Source organism: Butyricimonas sp. (genome assembly GCF_019423355.1).
Lineage (GTDB): Bacteria > Bacteroidota > Bacteroidia > Bacteroidales > Marinifilaceae > Butyricimonas > Butyricimonas faecihominis.
Window position 1 is genome coordinate 39,670 of sequence record NZ_JAHZBP010000014.1, and the last position, 26,742, is coordinate 66,411.

A 26,742-nucleotide genomic window follows, 5' to 3' on the forward strand; every position below is an offset into this window, starting at 1 on the left:
TATATTAAAATCGGTAAGAAATACCTATTGATGGCGAGAATGCCGTGGATTTATATTTTCCCTCGAACATTTCATCCGCTCCCGTGACCACGTTCTTGTACGGGTACTTTCCGTGTTGGCTGAACCCTTGAATGTAAAGGAAAGCCACGTCAAATTGCAATCCCTTGTAAGGCTCAAAAGTCAATCCGGCAGAAAGCCCTAATTTGTCCATTCCCGGAGTTTCCGGGTTATACAACTTCTTACGAATCGGGCTTTGGTCATAATATACTCCGGCACGTAACACCAAACGATCGGTTGTCTTGTAGCTTGCCCCGATACGGTAAGTCATTGAATTCTTATAATCTTTCTCCGCTTTAATCGGTGCGATTCCCAATTCCGCCTCGTTAAAATACACGTTCAAAGAATCGTAAGCATTCCATCCCACGTATTGCAAATCCAACGCCAACTCCCAACGATCCGTGGGACGATAGCTCACGCCCAACGTCGTGTTAGAAGGTAAAGGCAATTCTGCATGGAATGTTCCTTGATCATACTTCGGGATAGAGATATTCGGGATCGTTATTCCCATTTGTCCTACCACCGGCCCGTATTTTGCAAGTAATGCCTCCATGTTAGCGAACAAGTCTTCAATACGACGATTAGCGTAAGTCAACGAAGCCTCACCTTCTTTCACCCGCATCTTGATCTTGGAACGATAAGACAAACCAACGGTCACTTTGTCACAAATATCGTACATGATTCCCACGTTAAAACCCACTCTCATGTGCGCATTTCCTTCCAAACGAGCATAAGCCGGTGGAACCTCCGTCCCTTTCATCAATGCAACCATTTCCTGCATAGCTTTTTTATCCTCATCCGGGATTATACTCGAAGGAACACCTGCCAACATTGGCAGTAAACTCTCGAATTTCGTTCCTATTCCCTGCAAATCGCTCGCCCCCATTAATGCCCTAGAAAGATTCACGTTTCCCCAAGCCAGTTGCAAACCGACACCGATACTCAAACGATCCGTGATCTTGTAAGAAAGCGTTGGTTGAATCACGTATGATTTCAGGCTAATATCCTGAATCAACCCTGCCCCGGCCCAGTTCTTCGGCCACTTCAAGGAGTTCCCGTAAGGAGTGGTCAAGCTGATTCCGGCAGCCAAATTATCGTAAATCTTGAACCCGGCGTAAGCGTATAACGGCGTTCCTACCGGGTTATCCGTCTTGGCCGAATACCCGTCGTAACTATATTTAGCCTTGGCCATGATAGCTGATATACCTAGTGAAAAATCCATATTGGTACGCAAAAACACCAGTCCTGCCGGGTTAAAATGCATACTCTCCGCACCCAATTTCATCCCGGTCCCCACGTGTCCCATTCCGGTCTGTTTCGTGCTTAACAAATTGACTTGGTATCCTTCGGCAAAAACCGTCATGCTCAAAATAGAAGCCAATACTACAATGACTAATCTCTTCATAGAATCTTTTTTACATTATTACTTAACGATCAAATCATTAAAACAATCTAATCATTATTTTCTAAATTTTAAGGCGCAAAAATAACATTCAACTTCTTAAGTTGTTTCTACTTTACGGTATGCAACAAAAATTGGTTACCTTTGCGTCCAAAATACAGACACCATGATCACGTTTGAAATAGACACCGAATACATTGAATTAATCAAGCTGCTAAAGGCCACCCGCATCGCTGACAGCGGTGCCATGGCCAAGATTCTCGTGGAAAATGGAGAAGTTACCCGCAATGGAGAACCCGAATTCCGCAAACGGGCTAAAATCACCAAAGGAGAAATCATCACCGCTTTGGGACAAAGCGTGAAGGTGGAATAAGTGTATTTGAAAACCCCGCCCTCCTTATTTGTTAATAAAAATGGCGGAGTAATTTTTCAGCACAAAATCTTATCCCAATTTCTCAGCCTTAAACCCGGCCTCTTTCACCAGCTCGATTACCCGGTCATCTGACAAATCGGAAGTAATCGTCAACACCCGGTCGGGAGTGGAGAGATCGATATTCCATTGGTCACGAGCGACTACTTTATCCAGCGTTTCACCGATCTTGGCAACGCATCCGCCACATTTAGCGGTGGTTTTGAATTTACTTGTTTTCATATCCTTCTTGTTTTTAATTACGATTCCACCCGTGAAGAACACTCGGCACATAACCCCTTCAACACGTAGTTTATACTTTCTAACGTAAAATCGCCGGGCAAGGCCACCGTGGGCACGTGAATTTTTCTTAAACAAAAAGTCTTGTGGCAATTCCGGCAATAGAAATGAGCGTGAAGATCATCGATAGAACAGGTACATTCATTACTGCATACCGAATATTTCAACGAACCGGAACCGTCATCAATCACGTGAATCAAGTGATGATCCAAAAACAGATTAATCGTCCGGAATATCGTCGATTTATCCACGGTATCCAATTCCGTCTCTAGATCCAGTAGGCTAAACGCCCGGGTAAAACGAGTCATCGCCTTCAGAATCAACAGCCGCATGGCCGTCGGCTTGATCTCCCGCTTTTCCAGTTTTTCCAAATATACCTTCTCGTCCATAACACTCTATCTTGCTCGTTTCTGTATTCTTATCGCGTTCAAAATTGCCAACAAGGCTACCCCTACATCGGCAAACACGGCCTCCCACATGGTGGCGAGTCCCCCGGCACCCAGTACTAACACGATCAGTTTCACCCCGAAAGCCAGCGTGATGTTCTGCCAGATGATCCGGCGGGTCTCTTTCCCGATCCGGATCGCCATGGCCAACCGACCGGGCTGATCCGTCTGGAGAACCACATCCGCAATCTCAATCGCAGCGTCACTTCCCAAGCCCCCCATGGCAACTCCCACGTCGCTCAGGGCAAGCACCGGGGCATCATTAATCCCGTCACCCACGAAAGCAACACGCCTTCCCGGATCGCTCTTCAATGCCTCCACGTGCGCCACTTTGTCCTCGGGCAACAAATCCCCGTAGGCCTCGTCCACGCCCAAATACCCTGCTAATTTAGAAACAATTGTTTGTTTATCTCCCGATAATATCTGAATATTATCAATATTTAATTTTTTTAATGCTGCAACGGCTTCTTTAGCATCTTCTTTCACGGTGTCCGCCAGCAACAAGTGACCGACGTACTCGCCATTTACCGCACACACGACAAGCGTTTCGGGAACCCCGGTCAGCTCGGACGGGAACGAGATCCCGTACTTCTCCAACAAACGAGTATTTCCCACCAGTACCTCCTGCCCATCAACGAGTGTCTTCAATCCGTAGCCTGCCAGCTCGGAGACCTCCACGTCACGCCGGATGGAGATTTGCCGGGATTTAGCATACTGCTCGACCGCCTTGGCTATCGGGTGATTGCTCCGGCTCTCGACAGAGGCAATTGTTCGCACAACCTCCTCTTCGGTAAAACCCTCCCGGACGTGTACTTGCTGCACCTCGAACACTCCCTTCGTCAACGTCCCGGTCTTATCGAATACAACCGTGTTAATCTTCGTGATTGCATCCAAGTAGTTTCCCCCTTTAAAGAGAATTCCCTGCCGGGATGCCGCCCCGATTCCCCCGAAATACCCCAGCGGGATACTGACCACCAGCGCGCACGGGCAGGATATTACCAGAAACACGAGCGCCCGGTACAACCAATCATTCAGCACGAAAGAGAAGTCCGGTTGTACCCACGACACGATCCAAGGAACCAGCACGATCAACACGGCCAACCCCGTGACCACGGGCGTGTAGATCCGGGCAAACTTCCGGATAAAAAGTTCCGCGGGAGCTTTACGCTCGGAGGCGTTCTGTACCATTTCCAGAATCCGGGCCAGAGCACTCTGATCATAGGGCTTCGTCACCTTCACCCGCACAACCCGGTCGGTCACGATCATTCCCGCCAGCACATCCTCTCCCGTGCGGATGTTCCGAGGCACGCTCTCCCCGGTCAAAGCCGCCGTGTTAAAAGCCGCCACGTCACCCAGCATGATCCCGTCCAAGGGTACCCGTTCCCCTACCTTGATCTCGATGATCTCCCCGACACGAACTTGTTCCGGTTTCTCGATCTTTTCTTGCCCGTCACGAATAACCGTCGCCTGCTCCGGACGTACATCAAGTAAAGCCCGGATATTCGACCGGACCCGGCTCACCGCACTATCTTGGAATTTCTCACCGATGGAATAAAATAACATCACGGCCACGCCTTCCGGGTACTCCCCGATATAAAAGGCCCCGATGGCTGCCAGTGACATCAACATGAATTCGTTAAAGTACTCCTTTTCCCGCAAGCACTCCACGGCCTCTTTCAACACGGGAAACCCTACCGGAATAAAAGCGACCAAATACCATACAAATCGCACGATTTCCGTCTGAAACCAAGCGACATTCCCCCAAGATAAACCGATTCCGCAAACCAGCAACCCGAAAGAAATCAATTCTGCACTATATTTTTTCATCATTCTACTGTTTTAATTTTCCGTAAAATTACGATTCATTTCGTGCAACTAAATTGCAAAAAACAGAACGCACATGAACATGATCCCAAGATCATCCCATGCGCGTTCATTCGAGCTGACACTCCATAGTTGATTATTTTACCATCACTTCCCGATGTTTCATGATTTCACCCATGTGTTCCAATGCCCAATCCACCAGCATCTGCACCCGCGGCATCAAGCTTTCACCCAGCTCCGTGAGCCGATATTCCACCCGCGGCGGTACCTCGGCATATACCTTCCGCGAAATTAGCCCGTCGGCCTCCAACGTCCGCAGGGTGACCGTCAGCATACGCTGGGAAATGTCGGCAATCGCTTTATGAACATCACAGAATCGCATGGTTCCGTTCGCATTCAACGTCACGAGGACGAGCATTGACCATTTGTCACCCAAGCGACTCAAAACATCACGAATGGGACAATTATCGTTCGTGTAAAAATTTTCCATTTTTTTCTTCCCTATATATGGTTTAGTATCAACAATAGTTATCTCCGTGTAACTATCTTATCTATAAGTTCGTTCTTGTTTATGCAAATCAAATAGCTTATATTTGCTAAACAAAAGTAATAAACTTACTTTAAAGAACTATTGTTTAACTAAAAAAATTTACCCATGGCAAAAAAAGTAGCCGTATTGGCAGTTAACCCGGTAAACGGGTTCGGTTTGTTCCAGTATCTGGAAACATTTTTCGAAAATGGCATTTCCTATAAAGTATTTGCAGTGGCAGAAACGAAAGAAATCAAGACGAATTCCGGCATTGCCCTCGTGGCAGATGACGTGATTGCTCACTTGAAAGGACACGAGGACGAGTTCGACGCTCTTGTATTCGGCTGTGGTGACGCTGTACCTAAATTCGGGGAAAACGCCGGAAAGCCTTACAACCAAGATATGTTGGCCGTGATCAAAGCTTTCGGGGATAAGGATAAAATTATGATCGGCCACTGCGCCGCCGCCATGATGTTCGACTCCGTGGGCATCGCCACCGGAAAGAAAGTAGCCGTTCACCCCCTCGCCAAACCGGCTATCCAACATGCAAAAGCCACCGACGAGAAATCCGAGATCGACGGCAATTTCTACACCGCTCAAACGGAAAACACGATCTGGACCATGATGCCGGAAGTGATTGCAGCGCTGAAGGAATAAAAAGTTTATAAGGTTTATAAGGTTCATAAAGTCTATAAGGTCTATGGACCCTGCAGGCGCTTTGTCTATGGCAGCTTAAGCTGCCATTAAACTTGTCCGAAGGACACCCGACACTTTATAAACTTTATAAACCTTACGAACTTTACAACCTCTCCCCCAAATAGGCCTCGATTACCCGGAAGGGAGCATCCTTCAACAAAACCCGTTTCTCTCGATCCAGCAAATAGAATGTCGGGATTGCCCGCAAATCATAGAGACGTTCCTTCGTGATCACTTGACCGTCATCATAAGTACACATCCATTCTTTCGGTTGTTCCGGCAACATTCGCCGCCATACTTCCAGCTCGGGATCAGGGAAAACAGATAAGAATACCAGTTTCTTCCGGTTTCCCTGTACTTTGACATTCAACAAGTTCTTCACCACCCCGGATGCCTCCACCTCGGCCTTAATGGCCCGGCAGGCATTACAATCGGGATTATTGAAGAAGAGAATCGTGTAATCCGCGTTTATGCCCGACAACTTCCCTTTCTTCCCGGAAGGTAATGTATAGGTGAAATCGGTTGCCGGATTCCCCACCCGATTCTTTAGCGCCATCTCCAGCCGAAAAGCGGGACGCATTTTATCTATCTCTCCCACCCGTTCGGAATTCACAATATATTTCAGCACGGGAATATAAAATTCCTCGTTCAACATCGGGGAATTCGGGTTATAAAGATATTTATCATACAACACCGTAAAATAAGCAAACATCAGCGTATCAGCCGAAAATGCCTTATCCAACATCCCGGAAATCTCTTTCTCGGCATCGGTATACGAGACATAAGGCAACACCTGCAAGAAGTCCACGAAAGCCTGTTCCGTGATCTCTGGCATCCGGATCAAGGAAGTATCGGCAAAATTAAACTTATCCCAGTAATGAGTCACCAAGTATTTCGCCCGCTCCCGCTGGTCGGTGTAAACAGGTGGAATTTCCGGTGCCTGAAATGATTTGATTTCTGTATTTTTAGGTTCCTCTTTTCCCTGTTTTTTAGGGGAAGAAGAACAAGCGGAGATTACTAGCGATAAACACGCGACAGCAATCCAAACCCGAACGATCCTACTCTTACTCATAATTTAATCTTTCATTTTCCTACACAAAGATACATTTTTATCCGAAAAACGAGGAACAAAAAAAGAACCCGGGAGTCACCCCGGATTCCATCCTAAAATTTACACGTTCACACTATAACGCGTCTACTATTTTCTTTTGCTCATTAAAAAACATCATCCGTTGGATCTCGCCACTTTGCGAAATCAGCGTAGAATGTCTCTTCAACGAATGAATCCATTTCTTCTGGTAATCACATATTTTACTGTCTCGCGAATCCATCGAGTTGATCGAGTAAACCCGCAAAAAACATATCTGGAATCCGGCCTTTTCCACGTAACTGTATGTCGCTTCAAAATTCACGTTAGAAAGATAAACCGACAAGCCGTTTCCATTGTGGAATGACCCTTTTTCAGACAATACTTCCAACTCGCGTAAAAGCTGGTGTAACTCCTTCTTCATGTCCTCCACGTCTGTTGTCGAAACCAGTCCCAATTCCGAGAAATACTTAATCTCTTTCACGAATGAACTGAAAAGATTCTCATCCAGAATAAAGCAAGTCTTCCTGACAAGCCTTACATCCTCAAGCAATTCTTTCTGAACTTTCAACAATTTTTCCGGAAGAACGATATCGGACAAGGATGCGGGAGTTCTCAAGCGTTCGTTCTGATATAACCATCTGCCAATCCGGAACTTTGACAAATGTTCGTAAGGGGCGTAAAATGTATAAGGAATCGTGTTCGACGCGGTCACTACCTCCGTCGTCGGATCCGTCTTCACATAACGAAAAAGCCTCTGGTAACGCACCAGAATCTCGTAATAGGTATCCATGGGATCCGCCAGATTAAGCACGTTCAGATCGAACATCGCCCCACTGGACATACTGTTACCGATAATCTTATCTAACGATATGCCCAATTGACCGGCGATGATCGCAACTTCACTGAACGTAAAAGCAACCTCCCCCCTTAATCTCCGGTAAATCGCCTCCTTACTCATGCACAATATATCCATGAGGACATTAGCAAGATTACCCTCTTTAGGGGTAACCTCGCGCATCGTGCTGATTAATTCATTTACCACGGCATTCTTCATAGGGGTATTATTCCTTAATCAAAAAAGTATTTACCTATAGAAAATTTAACTACTTTCTTAGCCGGAATCACCATGTTTTCCTTGCTATTCGGGTTATAACCGTTACGTTCTTTACGTTCTCTGATAGCGAAAGATCCTAATTCTAACAAGGATATTTTTTCACCTTTTTTTAACGTCTCAGCCATGGTTCCGATTACAGCGTTTACAGCCTTAGCTGCTTCTACTTTACTGGTTCCGTTTTTCTCGGCCACTTTTTCAATTAATTCTCGTTTGTTCATTGTAAATGGTTTTTAATTAATAAATAGAGTTTATTGCCACATATCACGAAACCGCGTCCGGTGATTACTCACCCGACGCGGTTCGAATTATAATTGTATTTTTGTCCCATTGATTCGCACGTTTAAAATTCATACCATACAAGTGGCATCTCGCTCACTCAACAGTACAAATATGAAGTATATTCTTCACAATTCTGTGCTACATTCAGGGTATCAACGATATACTAATTTTCTAATATCGTACTATGTTTTACATTTTAATTTATTTTGTGCAATAAACAATTCTAATCCCCGATCATCATTTCACTAATCGAAACGGAGACAAAAATACACTTTCAAAAATTGAACCAGCCTAAACACACAATCCCTCGACGATTTCCCGCTGCATTTTAAAGAATTTGATACGTTGCATTTCCCCACTTTGGGATATCAAGGTAGAAAATTTCTTCAACGAATGAATCCATTCTTTCACACTGTTAAAAACTTGCTCGTCACGCGTCGCGAAAGAGTTGATCGCGAAAACCCGAACCAAACTGATATGGTAGGCAGGAGACGCTATATAACTATAGGTAGCCTCGAAGTTTATATTAGATATATATATACATACCTCCTGTCCCGTCCTGAACGTCCCTCTCGTGGCAATCTCTTCCAGCTCATCGAGCAACTGGAGTAATTCCTTTTTCAATTTCTGAACATATTCCTGAGAGATCAAATGCACACTGGCAAAATACTTGATATCATTGATCAGGTAAATGAATAATTTACTATCCCATATATACTCCGTGTGCTGAAACTCCTGAGATTCCCGCACGAACTCCCGCTGCTTTTCCAACAATTTGTCGACGATCTCTATATCCTCGAAATGTTTCTCTATATCAATCTTTTCAAATTGATATATCCATTTAAACATCCGGAATTTAGACAAGAGTTCATATTTTAAATAAAAAGTCTGAGGAATCATATTCGAGGAAGTACAAAGCTCCGAGGCGGGGTCATGGTTCAAGTCCCGGAAAATTTTCACGTAATTATCCACGATAGAGTAATAGGTCTCCAACGGATCGGTCTGACGTATAATATTCAGATCAAATATAGCATTCGAATCCACGTTCGTCCCGGCCAGCTTATCCAGCGACACTCCCATTTTCTGGGAGATCGCGGCAGCCTCTGCCAACGTGAAGGGTACTTCCCCTCGTAATCTACGATACACGGCCTCTTTACCTAAATATAACATATCTATTAGCGTATTCGCCAAATTAGTACCATTCGGTAATTTTTCATTCATAGCTTTGATTAACTCGCTATTGTAATTATAAGTTGTCATGATTTGAGTTTTGATTAATACAACTATTTGATTTATTATACGAGTCTGTATTTATTTCTGTTGCGAAATACGAAATAAATATCTTACAAATTTAATAAAAATCTCGGAAAACAAGTCAAAATAAAAATGTAATTCCTTCATTAGAAAAGATTTACTTCTAAAATACACCTTTATGGTCACCAATCCAAACGTTTCATCAGATACTTTTGTAATAACAAAAAACAAAGTAAGCAGGGATATGATGAGGAAAGTAATAATCGTAGCAGGTCTGATTCTATTTATGGTGATAGGCAGATCTCACGGACAAGAAAAAAAGTTTTACGACGCTCCTCTAGTCGGAGTGAAAACAAATGCCATTTACTGGTTGACGACGACCATTAACGTCGGGGCAGAAATCGGGCTGGGGCGAAAAACGACGGTGGATTTACTAGGGACTTACAATCCTTGGAGTTTTGGAGATAATAAAAAAGTAAAGCATTGGCTGATACAACCGGAGTTTCGCTACTGGACCTGCGAACGCTTCAACGGCCATTTTTGGGGACTACACGCTTTTTACGGCGAGTTCAACATGGGCGGAATCAAGATGCTGGGACTGAGAAAATACCGTTACGAAGGGACTCTCTACGGGGCCGGAATCGCGTACGGCCACCAATGGATTCTCGGGAAACGATGGAACTTAGAAGCCACGATCGGGGTAGGCTATGCACGTATCGAATACGACAAGTATGAATACCAAACCTGTGGACCATATATTAAAAAGGGTACGAAAGATTATATCGGCCCCACGAAAGTAGGGATCAATTTTATATATATTATAAAATAAGTAAGGTGATGAAAAGAGCGTTTATATATACTATATTCTTGTTGACTGTCGGGTTGTTCTTCACGGAACTCAAGGCTCAGGAAGTATATTTGGGAGAGGTGAAAATTATACAAAACCGTTTCGAGCAACGGGGAGACAGCGTTTATATCGAGATGAACGTGAATTTGAACGGTTTACCCGTGCATAAAAACCAATCTTTCATCCTGACCCCGGTGGTTGAAACTGAAAAAGCATCCGAGGAACTCCCGTCCATCGTGATTAACGGGAAAAGACGGGAAAAAGCCTATCAACGGGCGCTGGCTTTCAATCACGGACAACCCCCTTTCCCGATTTACACGACGGTTATCGTTAATCAATGGAGCCGGGAGAGAATTGCCTATAACGTGGTTGTTCCTTATGAGACGTGGATGAAGGACGCTAAACTGAATTTACGGGAGAACTTCTGTGAATGTGGTGGGGAAAAACGACTAATTTCCATCAAGATGCTAGCGCAGACTATCAAGCTGGAAAACCAAGAGGAAACAACCGTGAAGATAGTTTCTATCGAAAAGGAAGAAGATGAGAAAAACATATATTACAAGGAAGGTTCAGCATACCTGGACTTCCCGCTAAACCAAACTTACATTCTCCCCGATTTCAGAAGAAATCAGAAGGAGCTGGACAAAATCAGGGTAACGCTAGATTCTATCACGAGCAATCCCGACTACGAGATCACGGGAATTTACCTCACCGGCTACGCGTCACCAGAGGGATCATACGCGCAGAACGAGGTGTTATCCAGAGATCGCACGAGAGCGCTGAGGAATTACTTGCTCCGCAGGTATTCATTCCCGGAAAACCTTTACCACGTGGATTGGCGAGGGGAAGACTGGATCGGATTAAAGAGATTGATTCTCCTGTACGGGATGCCAAATGAAGAGCAAGTACTCTCGATTATGGAAAACTACAGCGTGTTCGAGGGAAGAGAGAAGCGCCTCATGGATTTGAACAACGGGAAACCATACAGGTACATGATGAAACATTTCTTCCCGGAATTGAGACGAGTGGATTACAAGATCACGTACAAGGTGATTAAATAAAGAAATTAAAACTATGACTAAACCAGACTAAAAATAATTCCTGAATGCCCCCCGGTATAACAAACGCCGATCCCCACATACACCTCTTACCGGGGGCATTCTTCTAAAAAATTAAAAGGCTATCCTTGAATGTCCCCGGTTGTAACAAACGCCGATCCTCACATACACCTTCTAACCGGGGGCATTCTTCTAAAAAAATTAAAGGGCTATCCTTGAATACCCTTCGGTTGTAACAAACGCCGATCCTCACATACACCTTCTTAACCAAGGGTATTCATTTACAAGGGCTGATCAGTGATCAGCCCTTTTTTCATTCATTCCAAACTCTAAACTTTTAGCTTTTAGTTTTTAGCTTTTAACTTTTAACCTCCCCTATCACCAGCACGCAAGGACAATGATCCGAGTGATGCACTTCCGGCAAAATATAAGCATCTTTCAGCCGGGATTTAAGACTTTCGCTCGCCATGCAGTAATCAATTCGCCATCCCTTGTTATTTGCCCGGGCGTTAAACCGGTAACTCCACCAAGAATACTTCCCGGCCTCTTCGGGGTGGAAGTAACGGAACGTGTCGATAAAACCGGTATCAATAAATCCCCCGATCCATTCCCGTTCTTCCGGTAAGAACCCGCTATTCGTGGCATTCCGCACCGGATCGTGAATATCTATCGGCCGGTGACATATATTGTAGTCCCCGCACAAGATCAGATTCGGCCGTACCTTTTTCAGCTCCCCGATATAATGCTGAAAATCCTCTAACCATTTCATCTTAAATGCCTGCCGTTCGTCGCCGGTAGTCCCGGACGGATGGTACACGCTCACGACAGAAAGATCACCGTAATCGGCACGGATAAAACGCCCCTCGTCATCATAAGCCGGAATACCCATCCCGTACTCCACGTGGTCGGGTGCCACCCGGGTCAGGATGGCAACCCCACTATACCCCTTTTTCTTGGCTGAAAAAAAGTACGACTTGTAACCTAACGCCTCGAATTCCAGTGTAGGTATCTGATCCGGCTGGGCCTTCGTTTCCTGTAAACACACGACATCCGGCTGTTCTTCCTCCAGCCATTGTGTAAAACCTTTGGACAAAGCGGCCCGTAACCCATTCACGTTATAAGTTATAATTTTCATACGATTCATTTTACAATTTGCCTCAAACTTACAAAAAAGAAGTGAACCCCAAAAGCCGGGTATTACTTTTAGGGTTCACTTCACACGTGGAAATCTATTCCAGATATTTACGAGACAATGGATGCAATTGCTCATCCAGCTCATACAATTGGGGTATACCCGTCGGTATTTCCAACTTGACGATCTCCTCGTCGCTAATATCATCCAGATATTTGATCAACGCCCGCAGGCTATTCCCGTGGGCCGTTACCAGAACCGTCTTCCCAGAAAGCAACGAAGGTGCGATATAATCCTGCCAGAACGGGAGGACCCGCGTGATCGTCAATGCCAATGATTCCCCCAAAGGAAGAACGGCCGGATCAACATCCCTGTACTTATCCTCGAAAACGGCGCAACGAGAATCATCCGGCTCCAACAATGGCGGTGTCACATCAAAACTCCTTCGCCATATATGCACTTGTTCCTCCCCGTATTTCTTTGCCGTATCCGCTTTATTTAATCCCTGTAATGCCCCGTAATGTCGCTCGTTCAAACGCCAGTGATGAACTTCGGGTACCCACACCCGATCGACAACTTCTGCCAAAATATGCTGCGTACGAATCGCACGTTTCAACACGGAAGAATAAGCTACATCAAAGAAAAGATCATGTTTCTTAATCAGTTCTCCCGCCCGGCGTGCTTCCTCTTCGCCCCGTTCACTCAAGTCGACATCCGTCCACCCGGTAAACCTGTTTTCCTTGTTCCAGACACTTTCTCCATGCCGTACCAATATTAACTTGTACATAACGCTTTATTATTTAATTGTTAATAGAATATACGAAAACGGGAAGAAAAAGTTGGAAAAGCGTGGGCTTGTGAGTGGAAATCTAAAATCAGTAAGGACTTTATGAACTTAGTAGTAATTTCTCAAAACCGGCTTGATACAAATACCCACTCGCACTATTGACACGTAACGATCGTATTCCAGAAGATTCTCCGCATACCCGTTATAGTATTGTAAAAAGAAATACTCGTTAGCTTTCGGTGAAGGCTTGAAATTGATCTCCAACGTCGTGTTCATGTTAATAAACTTCCGGCGGGGATTAATCAGGGCCGAACACCATAGGCGCTCGTCGGCACTCTGGTAGTTAAACGCCATGAATCCATAGCCTTTATACTTCAACAAATCGGGATTTCCTTCTTTATCGACCCATCCAGCCCATAATTTCATCTGGGCAGAAAAGCGGTAATCAATAAACCACGAACCCGAAAGAGAAATGTAATTCCAACTGCGAGAGGCCAACGAATCCCGGCCGTTCGACTCGTGTTCAAAAGAAAGAACCGCTATTCCCATCAATTGATTACGATAGATCAACGCTTTGCTCAAACTAAGACCCGGATTAAAATTATTATCCAGAAATGGACTGGACTTCCCGTAAATATCCCAAAACGAACGCTGCGTGTAAGTTAAATACAAGAAGGTCTTGAAAGGTAAAATACTTTTCGTCAGGCGTTGCCGGATACTGATCTGAAACTTGGCATCCGCACTGTGCTTGTCAATCTTCCGGTTCGTAGGCACCCCCGTAACGAAATAATTATCCCGGAAAATACCAAAACTCGGTGTGTTATCAAACAACTCCAATGCAGTCCTCTCATCAACCACCACGGAACCGCCTTTTTTCTGCTTGCTCATCTCCTCCCGTTCTTGCAATATCTTCTTTTCCTCGTCTGTCTGGGCTTGCAACACCAAGGGCGTAAACACGCAAAAGCATAAAAGTATATAAATACCTCGGACCTTCTCTTTCATTATCTACGAATTTCTTTTACTGAACAGCGAAACAATCGCCAACAAAACAATCGCCCCCACGGTCGCCGTGATCAAACTCCCGATAACACCCGTCGTCCATATTCCCATGATGCCGAAAAGCCAGCCTCCCAACACGCCACCAATGATTCCCACAATCAGGTTCACCAACAAACCCATTCCACCTCCCCGGACAATTTTTCCTGCCAGATACCCGGCAAGAATACCAATCAAAATATACCATATAAACATCATAACTTATAAAATTTAGGTTAATCTATCTATTTAAACTTGATAGAGCCCCAAAAAGTTATGATATTATGCATAAAAAAGTTCATAAAGTAGAACCTTATGAACTTTATAGACTTTACAAACTTTATATACTTATTCCGGCAAGGTCAGGAACAACCCCATCACCCAGTAAACAAGACCGGACATCACGATGGTTGCCGGAATCGTAAGAATCCAAGCAGCCACGATATTCGTGGCCGTAGCCCACCGAACAGAAGCAACCCCTTTCGTGATTCCAACCCCGATAATAGAGCCGGTAATCGTGTGAGTCGTACTCACGGGTATTCCCAGCACGGCCGTTCCCATCAATGTCAAGGCTCCGGACGTCTCGGCGCAGAATCCCTGCACCGGTTTCAACCGGGCCAACCCGTCACCCAAAGTCTTGATCACCTTCTTTCCCCCGATAATCGTACCTAAAGCGATCACCGAATAACAAGTAACAATCAACCAAGCGGGAACATGAAACTCTCCTGTATTCTCGTACAAGTAATCACTCACGAAAGTATTACTTCCAGCAACACTATATAACAGAATGGCAATGATACCCATCGTTTTCTGCGCGTCGTTAGCACCATGGCCCAAACTGAATATAGCGGAAGAAAACAACTGCAATCCCTTAAACAGCCCTTCCACTTTCATCGGGTGTTTTTTATGAAACACGAGCATCGTGAGACACATCATGAAGAATCCCAGTATCATACCGATCAAAGGGGACAGCACGATAAAGATGGCAATCTTGAATATCCCGGAAGCAACCAGAGCATCACCCCCGAACGTGAACCATACCGGACCGATCAATCCCCCGATCAAAGCGTGAGACACACTGATCGGCATACCGAAATGAGTACACAACCAAACCCAGATCACCGAACCGATTAAAGCTGCCAGAATAAGATATTCATTGATTTTCGAGGGATCCACGATTCCTTCGCCCATCGTGTGAGCCACGCTCACCCCAAAAATAAAGATAGCGGCAAAGTTCCAGAATGCTGCCCAGCAAACAGCCATCGTGGGAGAAAATACACGTGTCGCCACGATCGTAGCGATCGAATTGGCCGCATCATTCATTCCGTTCAAAAAGTCGAAAAGAAGAGCGATCACAATAGCTAAAAGAACGATTGTCAACATAGCGATCAGGCAAATTTAATAATAATACCTCTCACTATATCACCCACGTCCTTTGCCCGGTCGGTAGCGTCTTCCAACACCTGACCGATATTCTTCAGTTTCACGAGTTCGATAGCGTCCTTCTCGTTCGCGAAAACATCACTCATAAATTGTTCATACAAATCATCCACGTCATGCTCGATCTGTTTGATTCGAACACATTTCTCGTTAATCTCCTGCGGTTTTTTCTGGATATACTCCAATCCATTCATAATATCCTTCAAGATACGAGCATCTTCCACTATACATTGTCCCATTGCAATCAACAACTGGTTCACACTCTTCGGACGGTACATCAACATTCGTTTCGCTGCATCGTGAATAAAATCGAGGAACGTATCCATACGTCCACTCAACAGATTGATGTCCTCGCGATCGAAAGGGGTAACAAACGTCTTGTTCAATTCCTCGTACAACTTAGCGGTGATCATATCTCCACTATGCTCGTACTCCTTGATGTCCTTGTACAGCGCTTTCTGTTTTTCAGGGTCTTGCTCTTGTAATAACTCCACCAAAAGTTTGGCTGCAGCCTCTATATTAGCGGCTTGCTCGATATACAAAGGGTAAAACTTTTTTTCCTTTACCACAAATAATTGAAGAAATCGGTCTATTTTCATATTTTTTATTGATTAGCACACAAATGTAGTATCCCTACGCGGATATGTACGTTAAAAAAAACAAAATATACAATCTTTTTTTCCACATATTTAAACCCGGGCAATAGAAAGGAAACACGTGAAAAGTACCAGTGTAGTCCCTAACCAAAGACGTTCCGCCAATATAGGAGAAATTCCCCAGAAATGATACTCTAAGGCATCGTGACGGCACCCCGCAAGGCAATCCCCACACAAGGTACAGTTGATTGCCGGACGCCCTTTCAGCACGTCTGCTTTCGACAGAGCCCCATACCGACACACCCGCATACAAGCCATGCAATGCCGGCAACGATCGTTCAGATGCAATCGCCATGGAGACACGTATTTCAAGTACATGACCAACGTCCCCGCCGGACAATAGGAAGAGCAATGCATGGCAACATGACGCCTTTTAGACACGAACCAAATAATCATGATCCCCACGCACCCGGCAAAAACAGCAATCCCCGTGGAATAAATCACCGGAACCCCGAAACCTCTCAACGCGGAAGCAACACCTATAAATACAAACAATACCGTCCAACGCGTTCGGGACCTCATTTTAGAAGAAGGAACCTCCCATTTTCCATCTTTTCCCGCTGCCAGACTATCCCACGCCCCGAAATAACAGAGCTGGCTGCACCACGCTCCCCCGGACAATAGAATCGTCACTAGAAATAGGAACGGCATGAATGACACCTCTCCCCGGTAAAATACCCCTGCCGGGATCAGTCCGGGGATGGGAAAATGAAGTTTTCCCGACATCAGAAACACACTATCCACGAAAATCCCTAAAAATAACTGGCTAAAGAACACGATCGAGAAGAGTAGCCAAATACGTCTCCGCCACACACCCCGTCGTTTCCGGTCGAACATCTGCAAATATAACCATCCCCCAAAAAGAGCAGCCAACACAAGTTGAACCCATCCCCCTCCCGGCAACAATCTCTCCCCCAACAACAACGGTGGTTTCACGACAACCTGTACCACGGAAAGCAACATCCCCGCGACAATCGTCGTGAGTACGGCCCCCAACACGGACTCTTTTTGAATGTTGATTTTTTTTCTCATATCCACACAAAGATAATTGATATTTATTCATCCAAATCAAAAATCATTAACTTTGCTCCCGCAAAAATAAACATCATGTCAGACATTCCTGTCCTAATATCGGATTTGGCGATTATCTTATTTTCCGCCGGATTGATAACCATCCTCTTTAAATGGCTAAAACAACCTGTCGTGCTGGGCTATATCATGGCAGGTATTATCGCAGGCCCCTACACGTTTGGCGGTCCCATGATCATGGATGCCGAGAATATTCATATCTGGGCTGACATCGGGGTCATTTTCCTCCTGTTTGCCTTGGGACTTGACTTTAGTTTCAAGAAACTCATGAACATCGGGGGAACCGCCATGATCAGCGCCCTCACCATCGTGGGCGCCATGATGATGCTGGGTTACATCACCGGGCTGTCACTCGGATGGGGCCACATGAATAGCCTCTTCCTCGGGGGAATGCTCTCGATGTCATCCACCACCATCATTTTCAAAGCGTTTGACGACATGGGTCTCCGTAATCAGCGTTTCGCGGGAGTCGTCTTCGGAATTCTTGTCGTGGAAGATCTCTTCGCCGTAGTCCTCATGGTATTACTTTCCACGCTGGCCGTCAGCAAACATTTTGAAGGTATGGAAATGGTCGACAGTATCCTTAAACTCATCGCCTTCCTCGTTTTCTGGTCTATTACCGGGATATTCCTTATCCCGACCTTCCTGAAAAAAACGAAACAATGGCTCAACGGGGAAACGTTATTAGTCGTGTCACTCGGACTCTGTCTCGGCATGGTTCTACTTGCCGTGAAAGCCGGTTTTTCCTCCGCACTGGGGGCTTTTGTCATGGGGTCCATCCTAGCGGAAACCATCGAGGCCGAAAACATCGAACACCTCATTAAACCCGTGAAAGATCTCTTCGGGGCGATCTTTTTCGTCTCGGTCGGAATGATGATCGATCCCGCCATGCTCTTCGAGTACTGGTTCCCGATATTACTGATCACCGCAGTCGTCATGGCTGGACAAATCACGTTTGCCGCATCCGGTATACTCCTGTCCGGGCAAAGCCTCCGGATTGCCATCCAATCGGGATTCTCGTTAGCACAGATCGGTGAATTTGCCTTTATTATCGCAAGTCTCGGTATGACCCTGCACGTGACGGACAAATTCCTCTACCCCATAGTGGTTACCGTCTCCGTCATCACCACCTTTTTCACCCCCTACATGATTCGCTTGGCAGACCCCGCCTACCAGTTCGTGACCAAACACCTACCGGCCCCTTGGATTCATTTCCTCGACAGGTATAGCACGGGAACGAACACGATCCACCATAAAAGCACATGGCACCAACTACTGAAAGCGTTATGCCGCATAGTGATCACCTACACCATCCTGTCGGTCTTCACCATAGCTCTTTTCCTACAATACCTGACCCCGCTAATCCGCAAAGAACTTCCCGGCATACAGGGCGGCCTTGTTAGTGCCGTTGCCATCCTGCTACTTATCTCCCCCTTCCTACGGGCGATCATGATGAAAAAGAACCATTCGGAAGAATTCCAACAATTATGGAATGATAGTAAATACAACCGGGGACCACTCGTATCTCTCATCGTTCTACGGGTAGCGCTCTGCATCGGGATCGTGATGTTCGTCATATCCAGCCTCGTGAACGTCGCTGCCGGTCTCCTGCTGGTGATCGCCACTGCGGTCATCCTATTCTTCATCTATTCCAAACGGTTAAAAAAATACTCCATACAACTGGAACGCCGTTTCCTGCGTAACTTCACGGCCCGCCAAAAGGAACAAGAACGCAAGTCTCCCATCAAGCAACGTTTTGTCAAACATTTACTTGACCGGGATCTCCACCTCGCCGACTTCGAAGTGTCGCAATCCTCTCCCAGCGTCGGCAAAACGCTAAAGGAATTGAATTTCCGCCAGACCTGCGGGGTCAGCGTGGTAACAATCATCCGGGGAGAAGAACGCATAAACATTCCCGGTGGGGAAGAACGCCTGTATCCTTTCGACCACATCATCGTGGCCGCCACGGACAAAGAAATTAACGTCTTCCGTGAGTTTGTCGAAAACCGCATGGAAAAACGGAAACATGAACTTGAACAACAGCGTCCCCCGGAAGTCAGCTTGGAACAATTCACCATTGAGGCCGACACACCACTCGTGGGACGCACCATCCGGGAATCCGGCATCCGTGATAAAGCCGCCTGTCTCGTCATCGGCATCGAACGCAACGGCACCTCCACCATGAACCCCACCCCGGACACTGCCTTCGAGGCCGGTGACGTGGTTTGGATCGTCGGTGAAAAAGACAAATTGCTCCATCTCGCCGCGGGAGAAACTATTTAACAATTGAAAATTGAAAATGGAGAATTGAAAATTACATCATTCTATCTCCAACCCGAACAAGGCTTTCAACTCACTCACGGCAGGATTGATCTCGACAAAATGATCGAATTTATCCTTAGCCGTGAAAAGCCGTTTTTTCTCCTCGCCATTTTCCGGTTCCGTGTAAACTTGAACATTCAGGGTAATAAAACCATTATTCAATCTTTTGGTAAGGAAGGAGAGCAAGTAAGGATGTATATCCGTCACCTTGGATAATAAAAAGTCATTATCAACTTCAAGCGTGATGACAAACCCTTGCACTTTGGGAGTGTGAGAAGTCAAGGCAATCTTAACGGTCGTATCTTCCTGCGAAGTTGCGACGTAAGTTTCCAATGCGGAAATTACATCCGCCACAGTAAATTCGCTTTGTGCTTTTACCCGGTTATCCTCAACTTTTGCACTTCCTTCTTCCTGCCGGACCTGCAAGCTCTCCCGGGTCTCCGCCATTGCCATTTTCAATTTAAATGAATGTGGCGGTTCTGCCTTATAAGTATTCGTTTTCCCGGCAGGCACAGAAGGCTTTTCCCCGGAAACCGGAGCCGTTGTCCCACCGTCCGTTTGTTGGAATTTCCCATTAAAATCAGCTATCTTTAATAGCCCGGTAAATTCCTCTATGCTAAGACTTTTTTTTTTAGTTCATTAATTTGGCATAACTTGATCAAGGTGAGTTCCACGCATAAACGTTTCTCCACACGCATTTTATACTGCATCTCACATTGCTCGATCACTTTCAAGGCATCAAATATGAATTCGGGAGTTACAGTTTTCGCTTGTTTCAGGTAACGTTCCTTGATGGACGCACTCACCTCCAGCAATTGCACGGTGATTTCTTCTTTAGCAACCAATAAATCACGGAAATGACGTCCCAACCCGGAAACCAAGTTACCGGCATCAAAACCTTTCTCCATGATCTCGTTAAAAAGCAAGAACGTTTCGGCCACTTTACCATCGTGGAATAAATCTGTCAACTTAAAATAGTAATCGTAATCCAACACGTTCAGATTCTCGATCACCTTATCATAGGTCAAATCCTTCCCGCAAAAACTCACCACTTGATCGAAGATCGACAAGGCGTCACGCATGGCCCCGTCGGCCTTCTGCGCGATCACGTTCAACGCCTCTTCCTCGGCCTGTACACCTTCTTTAGTTGCAATTCGTTTCAGATGCTCGATCGTGTCGGGTACTTTTATCCGGTTAAAATCGTAAATCTGACAACGTGACAAAATCGTCGGTAATATCTTATGCTTTTCGGTCGTTGCCAGAATAAAAATGGCATGGGCAGGCGGCTCTTCCAACGTTTTCAAGAAAGCGTTGAAAGCCGAGGCACTCAACATATGCACCTCATCAATAATATACACGCTGTATTTCCCCACCTGCGGTAATATCCGCACCTGATCAACCAAACCTCGAATATCATCCACGCTATTGTTAGAGGCAGCATCCAACTCGTGAATGTTCAACGAACGCCCGCTATTAAACGCCTTGCACGACTCACACTCATTACAAGGCTCGGCATTCGGTTGTAGATTCATGCAATTAATCGTCTTGGCAAATATACGGGCACAGGTTGTTTTGCCCACCCCACGGGGTCCACAGAACAAATAAGCCTGAGCCAATTGTTTATTAAGAATCGCATTCCTCAACGTGGATGTAATCGAGTGCTGCCCGATCACAGTGTCGAAACTTGCAGGTCTATATTTACGCGCCGAAACAATAAAATTCTCCATGATAATCTATTACAGGTTGTTACCCAGCACGAGTAAAAAATCGTACCGGATTACAAATTTACAAAGTAAAATGATTTATCACGCCACAAAGCCTAATAATTTTTCTTATCACGCGAAACTATGTACGATTTAATGTGAATTCGATATAATCAAAACAAGGCTACTTTTATCACGATATCAATATTATTCAAATAAATATATCAGGAGATGCATCCCTTCCCCCAGCCCTTTACCGGGGATATAATGGCCCGCAATATTATTCTTGAACGTGAATAGCCTTGTTATTGGCCCGGTTAACGGGTTATTCGAGTATGTTATTTTTGCTTATTATCTGTTAAAATGGCGGCGATAATCGGGCGATAATCGGGCGACAATCGGGCGATGGCGCCTAACTGTCGCCTAACAGTCACCCTGCCGTCATGTAACGGGTATGGATCACCCCGGGAAAAGGGATGTTAGTCATCCTGTTAACTTTAGATCCTACTAATTTTTTGATTTCGTGATTTCCGATTTAGCGATTCCGCCCCTCTACCCAACGCTCTTTTAATCCCTTAATCATTTCATACAATCTCCCAATAATAAAGGGGATAACTGCTTATTTTTGCAGCTATCCCCTTCACTGTACATTTTATGTATCCCGCTACTATATTTTTTCCAAGTCCGTTTTAGCAATCCACCCCTCGTTTCCATCGGCCAAACGCACGTTGTACCAATCTCCTAGAGTTCCGATAACTTGTACTTTCAGTCCTTCGTGGATCACGAACAATTCGGTACCGCTATTATCCGGAGCCCCTCGTACCACCACGCTGGGTGTCATAATAATACCGCTATCCCTGTCGGTCATCCGGTGATATTGTTTCAAAGCGAAGAAAATGGTCATCACGGACACCAACAGCATGATTATCCCTAAAGTGAACCAACTTTTCTTTAAAGATATAGATGTCGCATGGAAGAACAACGCTGCCATGATCAGAAATCCTATAAACAGAATAACAGACACGTACGCCCATTGATCAGCCGTGAAAGCGGTCACAAAAGCATTATACCAACGTACAAGGAAAAGTTCCGGTAATACCTTGATATTGTCAACCGTGGCCTTTTGCGCCATCGTCAGATTATACTTTATATCATTATCGCCCGGATGCAACAATAAAGCACGTTCGTAATTCAGTATGGCTTTTGCAATCTCCCCTTGCTTGTAATAACAGTTTCCCAAATTGTAATACACGGTCGCAGATTCCATGTCATCGGACAACATCTCGTTATACAAATCAATCGCTTTCTGATAGTCGCCTTCCTGATACATTTTAGTTGCCTCCTCCGCCAGCGTCTTGACATCAGTAGCATAGGTCATCACACCGGATAAGAGCAACATCAATATTATATATATCCTTTTCATTCTTTTCAACTTTTAGTTTTTAACCTTAGTTTTTAGCTTCTAACTTTTAGCTTTCATATCGCTTTATCCAATTTCGTGATAATGGATATACTATCCTTGTACACGTTATCCATCTCTTCGCCTTGATTAGCACCCGGGGCATAACGAGCGTACTCGCAATGATCGAGCACCTCGATAAAGCTCTGAATTAACGTCGCGTCTGCCCCCCGACGAGTCAGGTGATCACTGATATTATCCCGATTCAATTCTGATGCGGCTATGTTTAATTTATAACTAACATATCCCCACAAAGCGTTCAATGTCTCTTGATAGAATAGCTCAGAGTTTCCGGCTTTCATTGCGACAGAGGCTGCCCGTAAACGTTTCTGAGCCATTTTGTTCGCCGTTTTACTCTTCACCCGTACCAAATCGGCATTCGCCTTAATCCGGCGACGATTAAGAATCATTCCGACCACGAAAAGTACAAAAGGAATCAAGAAACTCAACCAGTATTCCATCGTGGCGAAATACAACACGCCTTTCGGACGGAGATCGTTCTTGTGAGTTTTGATATAACGAATATCCTGTCCCAACATCCTGACATCTTCTTTCTTGAACGACTGTAAGGCTGCCTCCCCGGATCCTTGACTGGATTCATTTCCCTTTTCAACCCGAACAGAATACTCCTTTCCCTTCAACATCTTATAAGCCCCGGCTTGCGGGTCAAAATAGGAGTATTGCACGGCTGGAATCTTGTAATCCCCCGCGTAACGAGGAATCACGAGATATTCAAAAGTAACAGTTCCGGACGTTCCGCTTATATCTCTAGTCACTTTCGGATCGTACACGTCAAAATCATGCGGGAAAGTGATTTTCGGAGCCTCTAACAATTTCATGTTTCCATTCCCGCGTAACACCACCTTGTACGTCAACGCGTCATTCGCTTTCAAGGTATCTGTTGACATAGAGGTTGTCATGGCAAGAGTTCCCACCATACCGCTAAATCCTAAAGGCTTTCCGGCCTCTGGTAAAGGTTTCACGGTAATTTTCACGGGTTTGCTCTTGCAGAGTACCCGGACATCACGGGAATTCCCGAAAAAGTCATCAAAGATACTTCCACCACGACTCCCCACCCGTTGGCGGACAAGACAATACAACTCGTAAGGCTCGATCGTCAACGTTCCGGCATGTTGCGGGAAAAGAATCGTTTTTTGTAACACGCCTACCCGATCATATATTTTCCCGTTATATTCCTCACGTTCCAAATGAATCTGGGGAATCTTCACGTCTTCTGTCAGGAACCCGTCAAAAGGCGGGATCTTTTTCCCCTGCACATCAACCAGATTTACCCGGGCATATACTTTCAACGTGGCAGTCAAACTCTCACCCACGTAAAGCGTGTTGCGGCTCACATCCATTCGCAGGAACAAATCATCATCCGTAATCGAAGTACTTCCCCGGTTCTCAGAAACATCCCCGGAACTTTGGGTATTATTCCGAGGTTTCCCGGAACCTTTAATCACTTTTATCTTCAAGGGCTGGGACTTGTACTCTTTACCATCCACGGTGATCGTGGCCGGCTCGATCGTAAACTCTCCTTCTTCCTGTCCTTCCAAAATATAAGTGTACGTGTACTCTTGATTTTGTTTCATATCGCCATTGATAATCGTGATGTTAGAAGACGTACTCAATGACGGTCCTGCCAGTAAATCAAACCCTTTTATCGTGGGAACCTGTAAGTTCTCCCCCTTGTTGTTCAACACGAAGGAAAGACGGAATTGCTCCCCGACTTCCACAACGGAAGGTGCGGACGCGATAAATTCTGTCTTTTGGGCAAATAACTTAGACCCACCAATAACGCATAATAGCAATATGATAATGAATGACTTCATTTGTTTATCTTTTAATTCTTTATTACCTCTATGGAAAAACGTACAAAGTTACCAGTTTTTCTCAATCTTCATCTTCTTTGCCTTTTGAGCTTGAACTTTATCTTTCTGTACCTTTTCCTGTGTTTTCTTTTCATCTGCCTCCAAAGCCTCTAATAAGCGTTTGGCATCCTCTTTAGAGATTTTAGGCTGGGCCTGTTGGTCCTGCTGTTGTTGATCCTTATTTTGCTGATCCTTGTTTTGCTGGTCTTTATTCTGCTGATCTTTCTGATCTTGATCCTGTTTATCTTTATCTTGCTGGTCTTTGTTCTGATCTTGCTGGTCCTTGTTTTGATCCTTATTTTGATCTTTATTCTCGTCCTTATTCTGATCTTTGTTCTGATCTTGATTCTGTTGATCTTTATTTTGATCCTGCTGATCCTTATTCTGGTCCTTATTTTGATCTTGATTTTGTTGATCCTGTTTCTGCTTGCGGGCAAATTCCAAGTTATACTTTGTCTCTTGAGAATTCGGACGGTTTCTCAACGACTGTTTGTAAGCCTCTATACTCTCATCCAACTTATTCATAGCCAAAAGAGTATTTCCGATGTTGTGATACAACTCTCCTAACTTTTCCTTGTCTTTCTCATTCTGTGCCAATGATTGGAATTGTTGTAATGCCTCGTCAAACTTTTTCTGTTTATAAAGCGCATCTCCCAGATTAAACGCACCCTCGTATGATTTCACTTCCGTATCTAAAGCCTTACGATACTCCACTTCAGCCTTCTCAAAATCCTGTTTATTAAACAGATCATTCCCACCCCGGATAAACTTTCGTTCCTGTTGCGCAGCCGATGGTAAACTTATAACTACAGCTGCTATCATCGTTATCAATATCTTCACCATAATGTCTCGTTTAAAATTTACCGATTCGTTTCAACACTTTTCGTCTCACTACCAAATATATTGATCTTCAAGAAATTCTTGTTTTTACGTCCCAGTACCATGAAATCCAGCAACACGAATATCAATGCCATGATCAGGAAATACTGGTATTTTTCAGCATAATCACTGAATACCCGTTCTTCCAACAATGTCTTGTCCATACGATCAATTTCGTCCAACAAGGTGTTTAACCCCACGTTCGAATTACTTGCCCGCACGAATATTCCCTCTCCGGCCTTGGCAATCTCTTTCAATGTCTCCTCGTCCAACTTGGATATAATCGGGTTACCACTCCCGTCTCTCATGTATTGTCCGGGATTTCCCTTCTCCGGGATCGGTCCTCCTTGTGCCAATCCCATCCCGATCGTGTGTACGTAGATACCTTTTTCCCGGGCAGCTTTAGCCGCGGCAATCGCATCGTCCTGATGGTTTTCACCATCCGTGATCACGATAATCGCTTTTGATGCCTCCGTGTCCGGGGTAAACGACTTTGCGGCCAAATCTATTGCCGTTCCTATCGCCGTACCCTGTATCGGGACAATATCGGTATTGATTCCCGATAGGAATAATTTAGCCGAAGAATAATCCGTCGTGATCGGCAATTGCACGTAAGCATCCCCTGCAAACACGATCAATCCCACTTTATCATCACTTAATTTTTCCACCATCCGGGAAATGGCTTGCTTCGCCGCATCCAACCGACTGGGCTTTATATCCTGCGCCATCATGGAATTTGACACATCCAATGCGATAATCAACTCCACGCCCTCTTTTTTTACCTGTTGCAATTTTGACCCGAACTGAGGACCTGCAACTCCAAGAATGACGAAAAACAAAGCTACCAGAACAAGTATAAATTTTAATGTCTCCCGCTTATAAGATTGCAAAGGCATCAGTGTTGACAATAATTCGGGACTCCCGAATTCAGCAATCGCTTTTTTCTTCCGAATCCTTGCTACCACGTAAAAAACAATCAACAATGGTATGATAATCAGCAAGTATAATAATTCAGGATGTGCAAATCTAAACATAACCCTTTCAATTTTAAATTTAATGAT

General features: G+C 45.0%; 25 protein-coding genes and 1 pseudogene. 5 read left to right on the plus strand and 21 right to left on the minus strand.

Annotated elements, in window-relative coordinates:
* Window positions 1-4 precede the first annotated feature (4 nt).
* Window positions 5-1,462: an OmpP1/FadL family transporter gene (locus tag QVC79_RS16425; protein WP_270594892.1), complete on the minus strand. Its 1,458-nt coding sequence runs from the start codon at window positions 1,460-1,462 to the stop codon at window positions 5-7.
* A 163-nt stretch (window positions 1,463-1,625) separates the two neighbouring features.
* Between QVC79_RS16425 and QVC79_RS16430 the strand changes: the two genes are divergently transcribed.
* Window positions 1,626-1,832, plus strand: coding sequence for an RNA-binding S4 domain-containing protein (locus QVC79_RS16430; RefSeq protein ID WP_270594894.1), 207 nt, complete (start codon window positions 1,626-1,628; stop codon window positions 1,830-1,832).
* A gap of 69 nt (window positions 1,833-1,901) precedes the next feature.
* On the opposite strand, the gene QVC79_RS16435 is transcribed toward QVC79_RS16430, so the two are convergent.
* From QVC79_RS16435 to QVC79_RS16450, 4 genes are all read right to left on the minus strand, one after another.
* Complete coding sequence (locus QVC79_RS16435; protein WP_087421837.1) at window positions 1,902-2,111, minus strand: heavy-metal-associated domain-containing protein; 210 nt, start codon at window positions 2,109-2,111, stop codon at window positions 1,902-1,904.
* A 17-nt stretch (window positions 2,112-2,128) separates the two neighbouring features.
* Window positions 2,129-2,557 carry a Fur family transcriptional regulator gene (locus tag QVC79_RS16440; protein WP_027200034.1) on the minus strand — a complete coding sequence of 143 codons (429 nt, stop codon included), beginning with the start codon at window positions 2,555-2,557 and terminating at the stop codon, window positions 2,129-2,131.
* Window positions 2,558-2,563: 6 nt separating this feature from the next.
* Window positions 2,564-4,441, minus strand: a complete 1,878-nt coding sequence (locus tag QVC79_RS16445; protein ID WP_270594895.1) for a heavy metal translocating P-type ATPase — start codon at window positions 4,439-4,441, stop codon at window positions 2,564-2,566.
* Window positions 4,442-4,574: 133 nt separating this feature from the next.
* Window positions 4,575-4,928, minus strand: coding sequence for a winged helix-turn-helix transcriptional regulator (locus QVC79_RS16450; protein ID WP_124317325.1), 354 nt, complete (start codon window positions 4,926-4,928; stop codon window positions 4,575-4,577).
* A 165-nt stretch (window positions 4,929-5,093) separates the two neighbouring features.
* Here QVC79_RS16450 and QVC79_RS16455 point away from each other — a divergent pair, with 165 nt between their 5' ends.
* On the plus strand, window positions 5,094-5,624 hold the full coding sequence (locus QVC79_RS16455; protein WP_270594896.1) for a DJ-1/PfpI family protein: 531 nt from the start codon (window positions 5,094-5,096) through the stop codon (window positions 5,622-5,624).
* Window positions 5,625-5,766: 142 nt separating this feature from the next.
* On the opposite strand, the gene QVC79_RS16460 is transcribed toward QVC79_RS16455, so the two are convergent.
* The 4 genes from QVC79_RS16460 to QVC79_RS16475 all read right to left on the minus strand — a co-directional run bounded on the left by QVC79_RS16460 (window position 5,767) and on the right by QVC79_RS16475 (window position 9,406).
* Window positions 5,767-6,735 carry a DUF5106 domain-containing protein gene (locus tag QVC79_RS16460; RefSeq protein WP_241241705.1) on the minus strand — a complete coding sequence of 323 codons (969 nt, stop codon included), beginning with the start codon at window positions 6,733-6,735 and terminating at the stop codon, window positions 5,767-5,769.
* 112 nt (window positions 6,736-6,847) lie between these two features.
* Window positions 6,848-7,807 (minus strand): helix-turn-helix domain-containing protein, encoded by a 960-nt coding sequence (locus QVC79_RS16465; RefSeq protein ID WP_164719709.1) that lies wholly within the window; start codon window positions 7,805-7,807, stop codon window positions 6,848-6,850.
* 14 nt (window positions 7,808-7,821) lie between these two features.
* Window positions 7,822-8,085 (minus strand): HU family DNA-binding protein, encoded by a 264-nt coding sequence (locus QVC79_RS16470; protein WP_087421833.1) that lies wholly within the window; start codon window positions 8,083-8,085, stop codon window positions 7,822-7,824.
* A 352-nt stretch (window positions 8,086-8,437) separates the two neighbouring features.
* Window positions 8,438-9,406, minus strand: coding sequence for a helix-turn-helix domain-containing protein (locus tag QVC79_RS16475; protein ID WP_151412114.1), 969 nt, complete (start codon window positions 9,404-9,406; stop codon window positions 8,438-8,440).
* A 238-nt stretch (window positions 9,407-9,644) separates the two neighbouring features.
* Here QVC79_RS16475 and QVC79_RS16480 point away from each other — a divergent pair, with 238 nt between their 5' ends.
* Entirely contained in the window at window positions 9,645-10,229 is a 585-nt protein-coding gene (locus QVC79_RS16480) for a DUF3575 domain-containing protein (RefSeq protein ID WP_416336083.1), read from the plus strand.
* Window positions 10,230-10,237: 8 nt separating this feature from the next.
* On the plus strand, window positions 10,238-11,308 hold the full coding sequence (locus tag QVC79_RS16485) for a DUF3868 domain-containing protein (protein ID WP_270594898.1): 1,071 nt from the start codon (window positions 10,238-10,240) through the stop codon (window positions 11,306-11,308).
* 355 nt (window positions 11,309-11,663) lie between these two features.
* Here the strand turns inward: QVC79_RS16485 and QVC79_RS16490 are convergent, their stop codons facing one another.
* From QVC79_RS16490 to QVC79_RS16520, 7 genes are all read right to left on the minus strand, one after another.
* Entirely contained in the window at window positions 11,664-12,440 is a 777-nt protein-coding gene (locus tag QVC79_RS16490) for an exodeoxyribonuclease III (RefSeq protein ID WP_270594899.1), read from the minus strand.
* A 94-nt stretch (window positions 12,441-12,534) separates the two neighbouring features.
* On the minus strand, window positions 12,535-13,224 hold the full coding sequence (gene gpmA / locus QVC79_RS16495) for a 2,3-diphosphoglycerate-dependent phosphoglycerate mutase (protein ID WP_270594901.1): 690 nt from the start codon (window positions 13,222-13,224) through the stop codon (window positions 12,535-12,537).
* 108 nt (window positions 13,225-13,332) lie between these two features.
* Window positions 13,333-14,226, minus strand: coding sequence for a phospholipase A (locus QVC79_RS16500; protein WP_270594903.1), 894 nt, complete (start codon window positions 14,224-14,226; stop codon window positions 13,333-13,335).
* Window positions 14,227-14,229: 3 nt separating this feature from the next.
* Window positions 14,230-14,478: a GlsB/YeaQ/YmgE family stress response membrane protein gene (locus QVC79_RS16505; protein ID WP_027199968.1), complete on the minus strand. Its 249-nt coding sequence runs from the start codon at window positions 14,476-14,478 to the stop codon at window positions 14,230-14,232.
* Between the two features lie 129 nt (window positions 14,479-14,607).
* Complete coding sequence (locus tag QVC79_RS16510; protein ID WP_118259692.1) at window positions 14,608-15,642, minus strand: inorganic phosphate transporter; 1,035 nt, start codon at window positions 15,640-15,642, stop codon at window positions 14,608-14,610.
* Between the two features lie 5 nt (window positions 15,643-15,647).
* A complete protein-coding gene (locus QVC79_RS16515; RefSeq protein ID WP_124317500.1) occupies window positions 15,648-16,298 on the minus strand; it encodes a DUF47 domain-containing protein in 651 nt (216 codons plus the stop codon).
* A gap of 90 nt (window positions 16,299-16,388) precedes the next feature.
* Window positions 16,389-17,387: a 4Fe-4S binding protein gene (locus QVC79_RS16520; RefSeq protein WP_270594905.1), complete on the minus strand. Its 999-nt coding sequence runs from the start codon at window positions 17,385-17,387 to the stop codon at window positions 16,389-16,391.
* 75 nt (window positions 17,388-17,462) lie between these two features.
* On the opposite strand from QVC79_RS16520, the gene QVC79_RS16525 reads away from it, so the two are divergent.
* Window positions 17,463-19,727 (plus strand): monovalent cation:proton antiporter family protein, encoded by a 2,265-nt coding sequence (locus tag QVC79_RS16525; protein ID WP_270594907.1) that lies wholly within the window; start codon window positions 17,463-17,465, stop codon window positions 19,725-19,727.
* Window positions 19,728-19,763: 36 nt separating this feature from the next.
* Here QVC79_RS16525 and QVC79_RS17835 read toward each other — a convergent pair.
* From QVC79_RS17835 to QVC79_RS16555, 5 genes and pseudogenes are all read right to left on the minus strand, one after another.
* A pseudogene (locus QVC79_RS17835) lies at window positions 19,764-21,493 on the minus strand (DNA polymerase III subunit gamma/tau).
* A 643-nt stretch (window positions 21,494-22,136) separates the two neighbouring features.
* A complete protein-coding gene (locus QVC79_RS16540; protein ID WP_124317349.1) occupies window positions 22,137-22,892 on the minus strand; it encodes a tetratricopeptide repeat protein in 756 nt (251 codons plus the stop codon).
* A gap of 53 nt (window positions 22,893-22,945) precedes the next feature.
* Complete coding sequence (locus QVC79_RS16545; RefSeq protein WP_270594908.1) at window positions 22,946-24,763, minus strand: BatD family protein; 1,818 nt, start codon at window positions 24,761-24,763, stop codon at window positions 22,946-22,948.
* A gap of 48 nt (window positions 24,764-24,811) precedes the next feature.
* Window positions 24,812-25,645: a tetratricopeptide repeat protein gene (locus QVC79_RS16550; protein ID WP_270594909.1), complete on the minus strand. Its 834-nt coding sequence runs from the start codon at window positions 25,643-25,645 to the stop codon at window positions 24,812-24,814.
* 17 nt (window positions 25,646-25,662) lie between these two features.
* Complete coding sequence (locus tag QVC79_RS16555) at window positions 25,663-26,715, minus strand: VWA domain-containing protein (RefSeq protein WP_270542901.1); 1,053 nt, start codon at window positions 26,713-26,715, stop codon at window positions 25,663-25,665.
* Window positions 26,716-26,742: the final 27 nt, after the last annotated feature.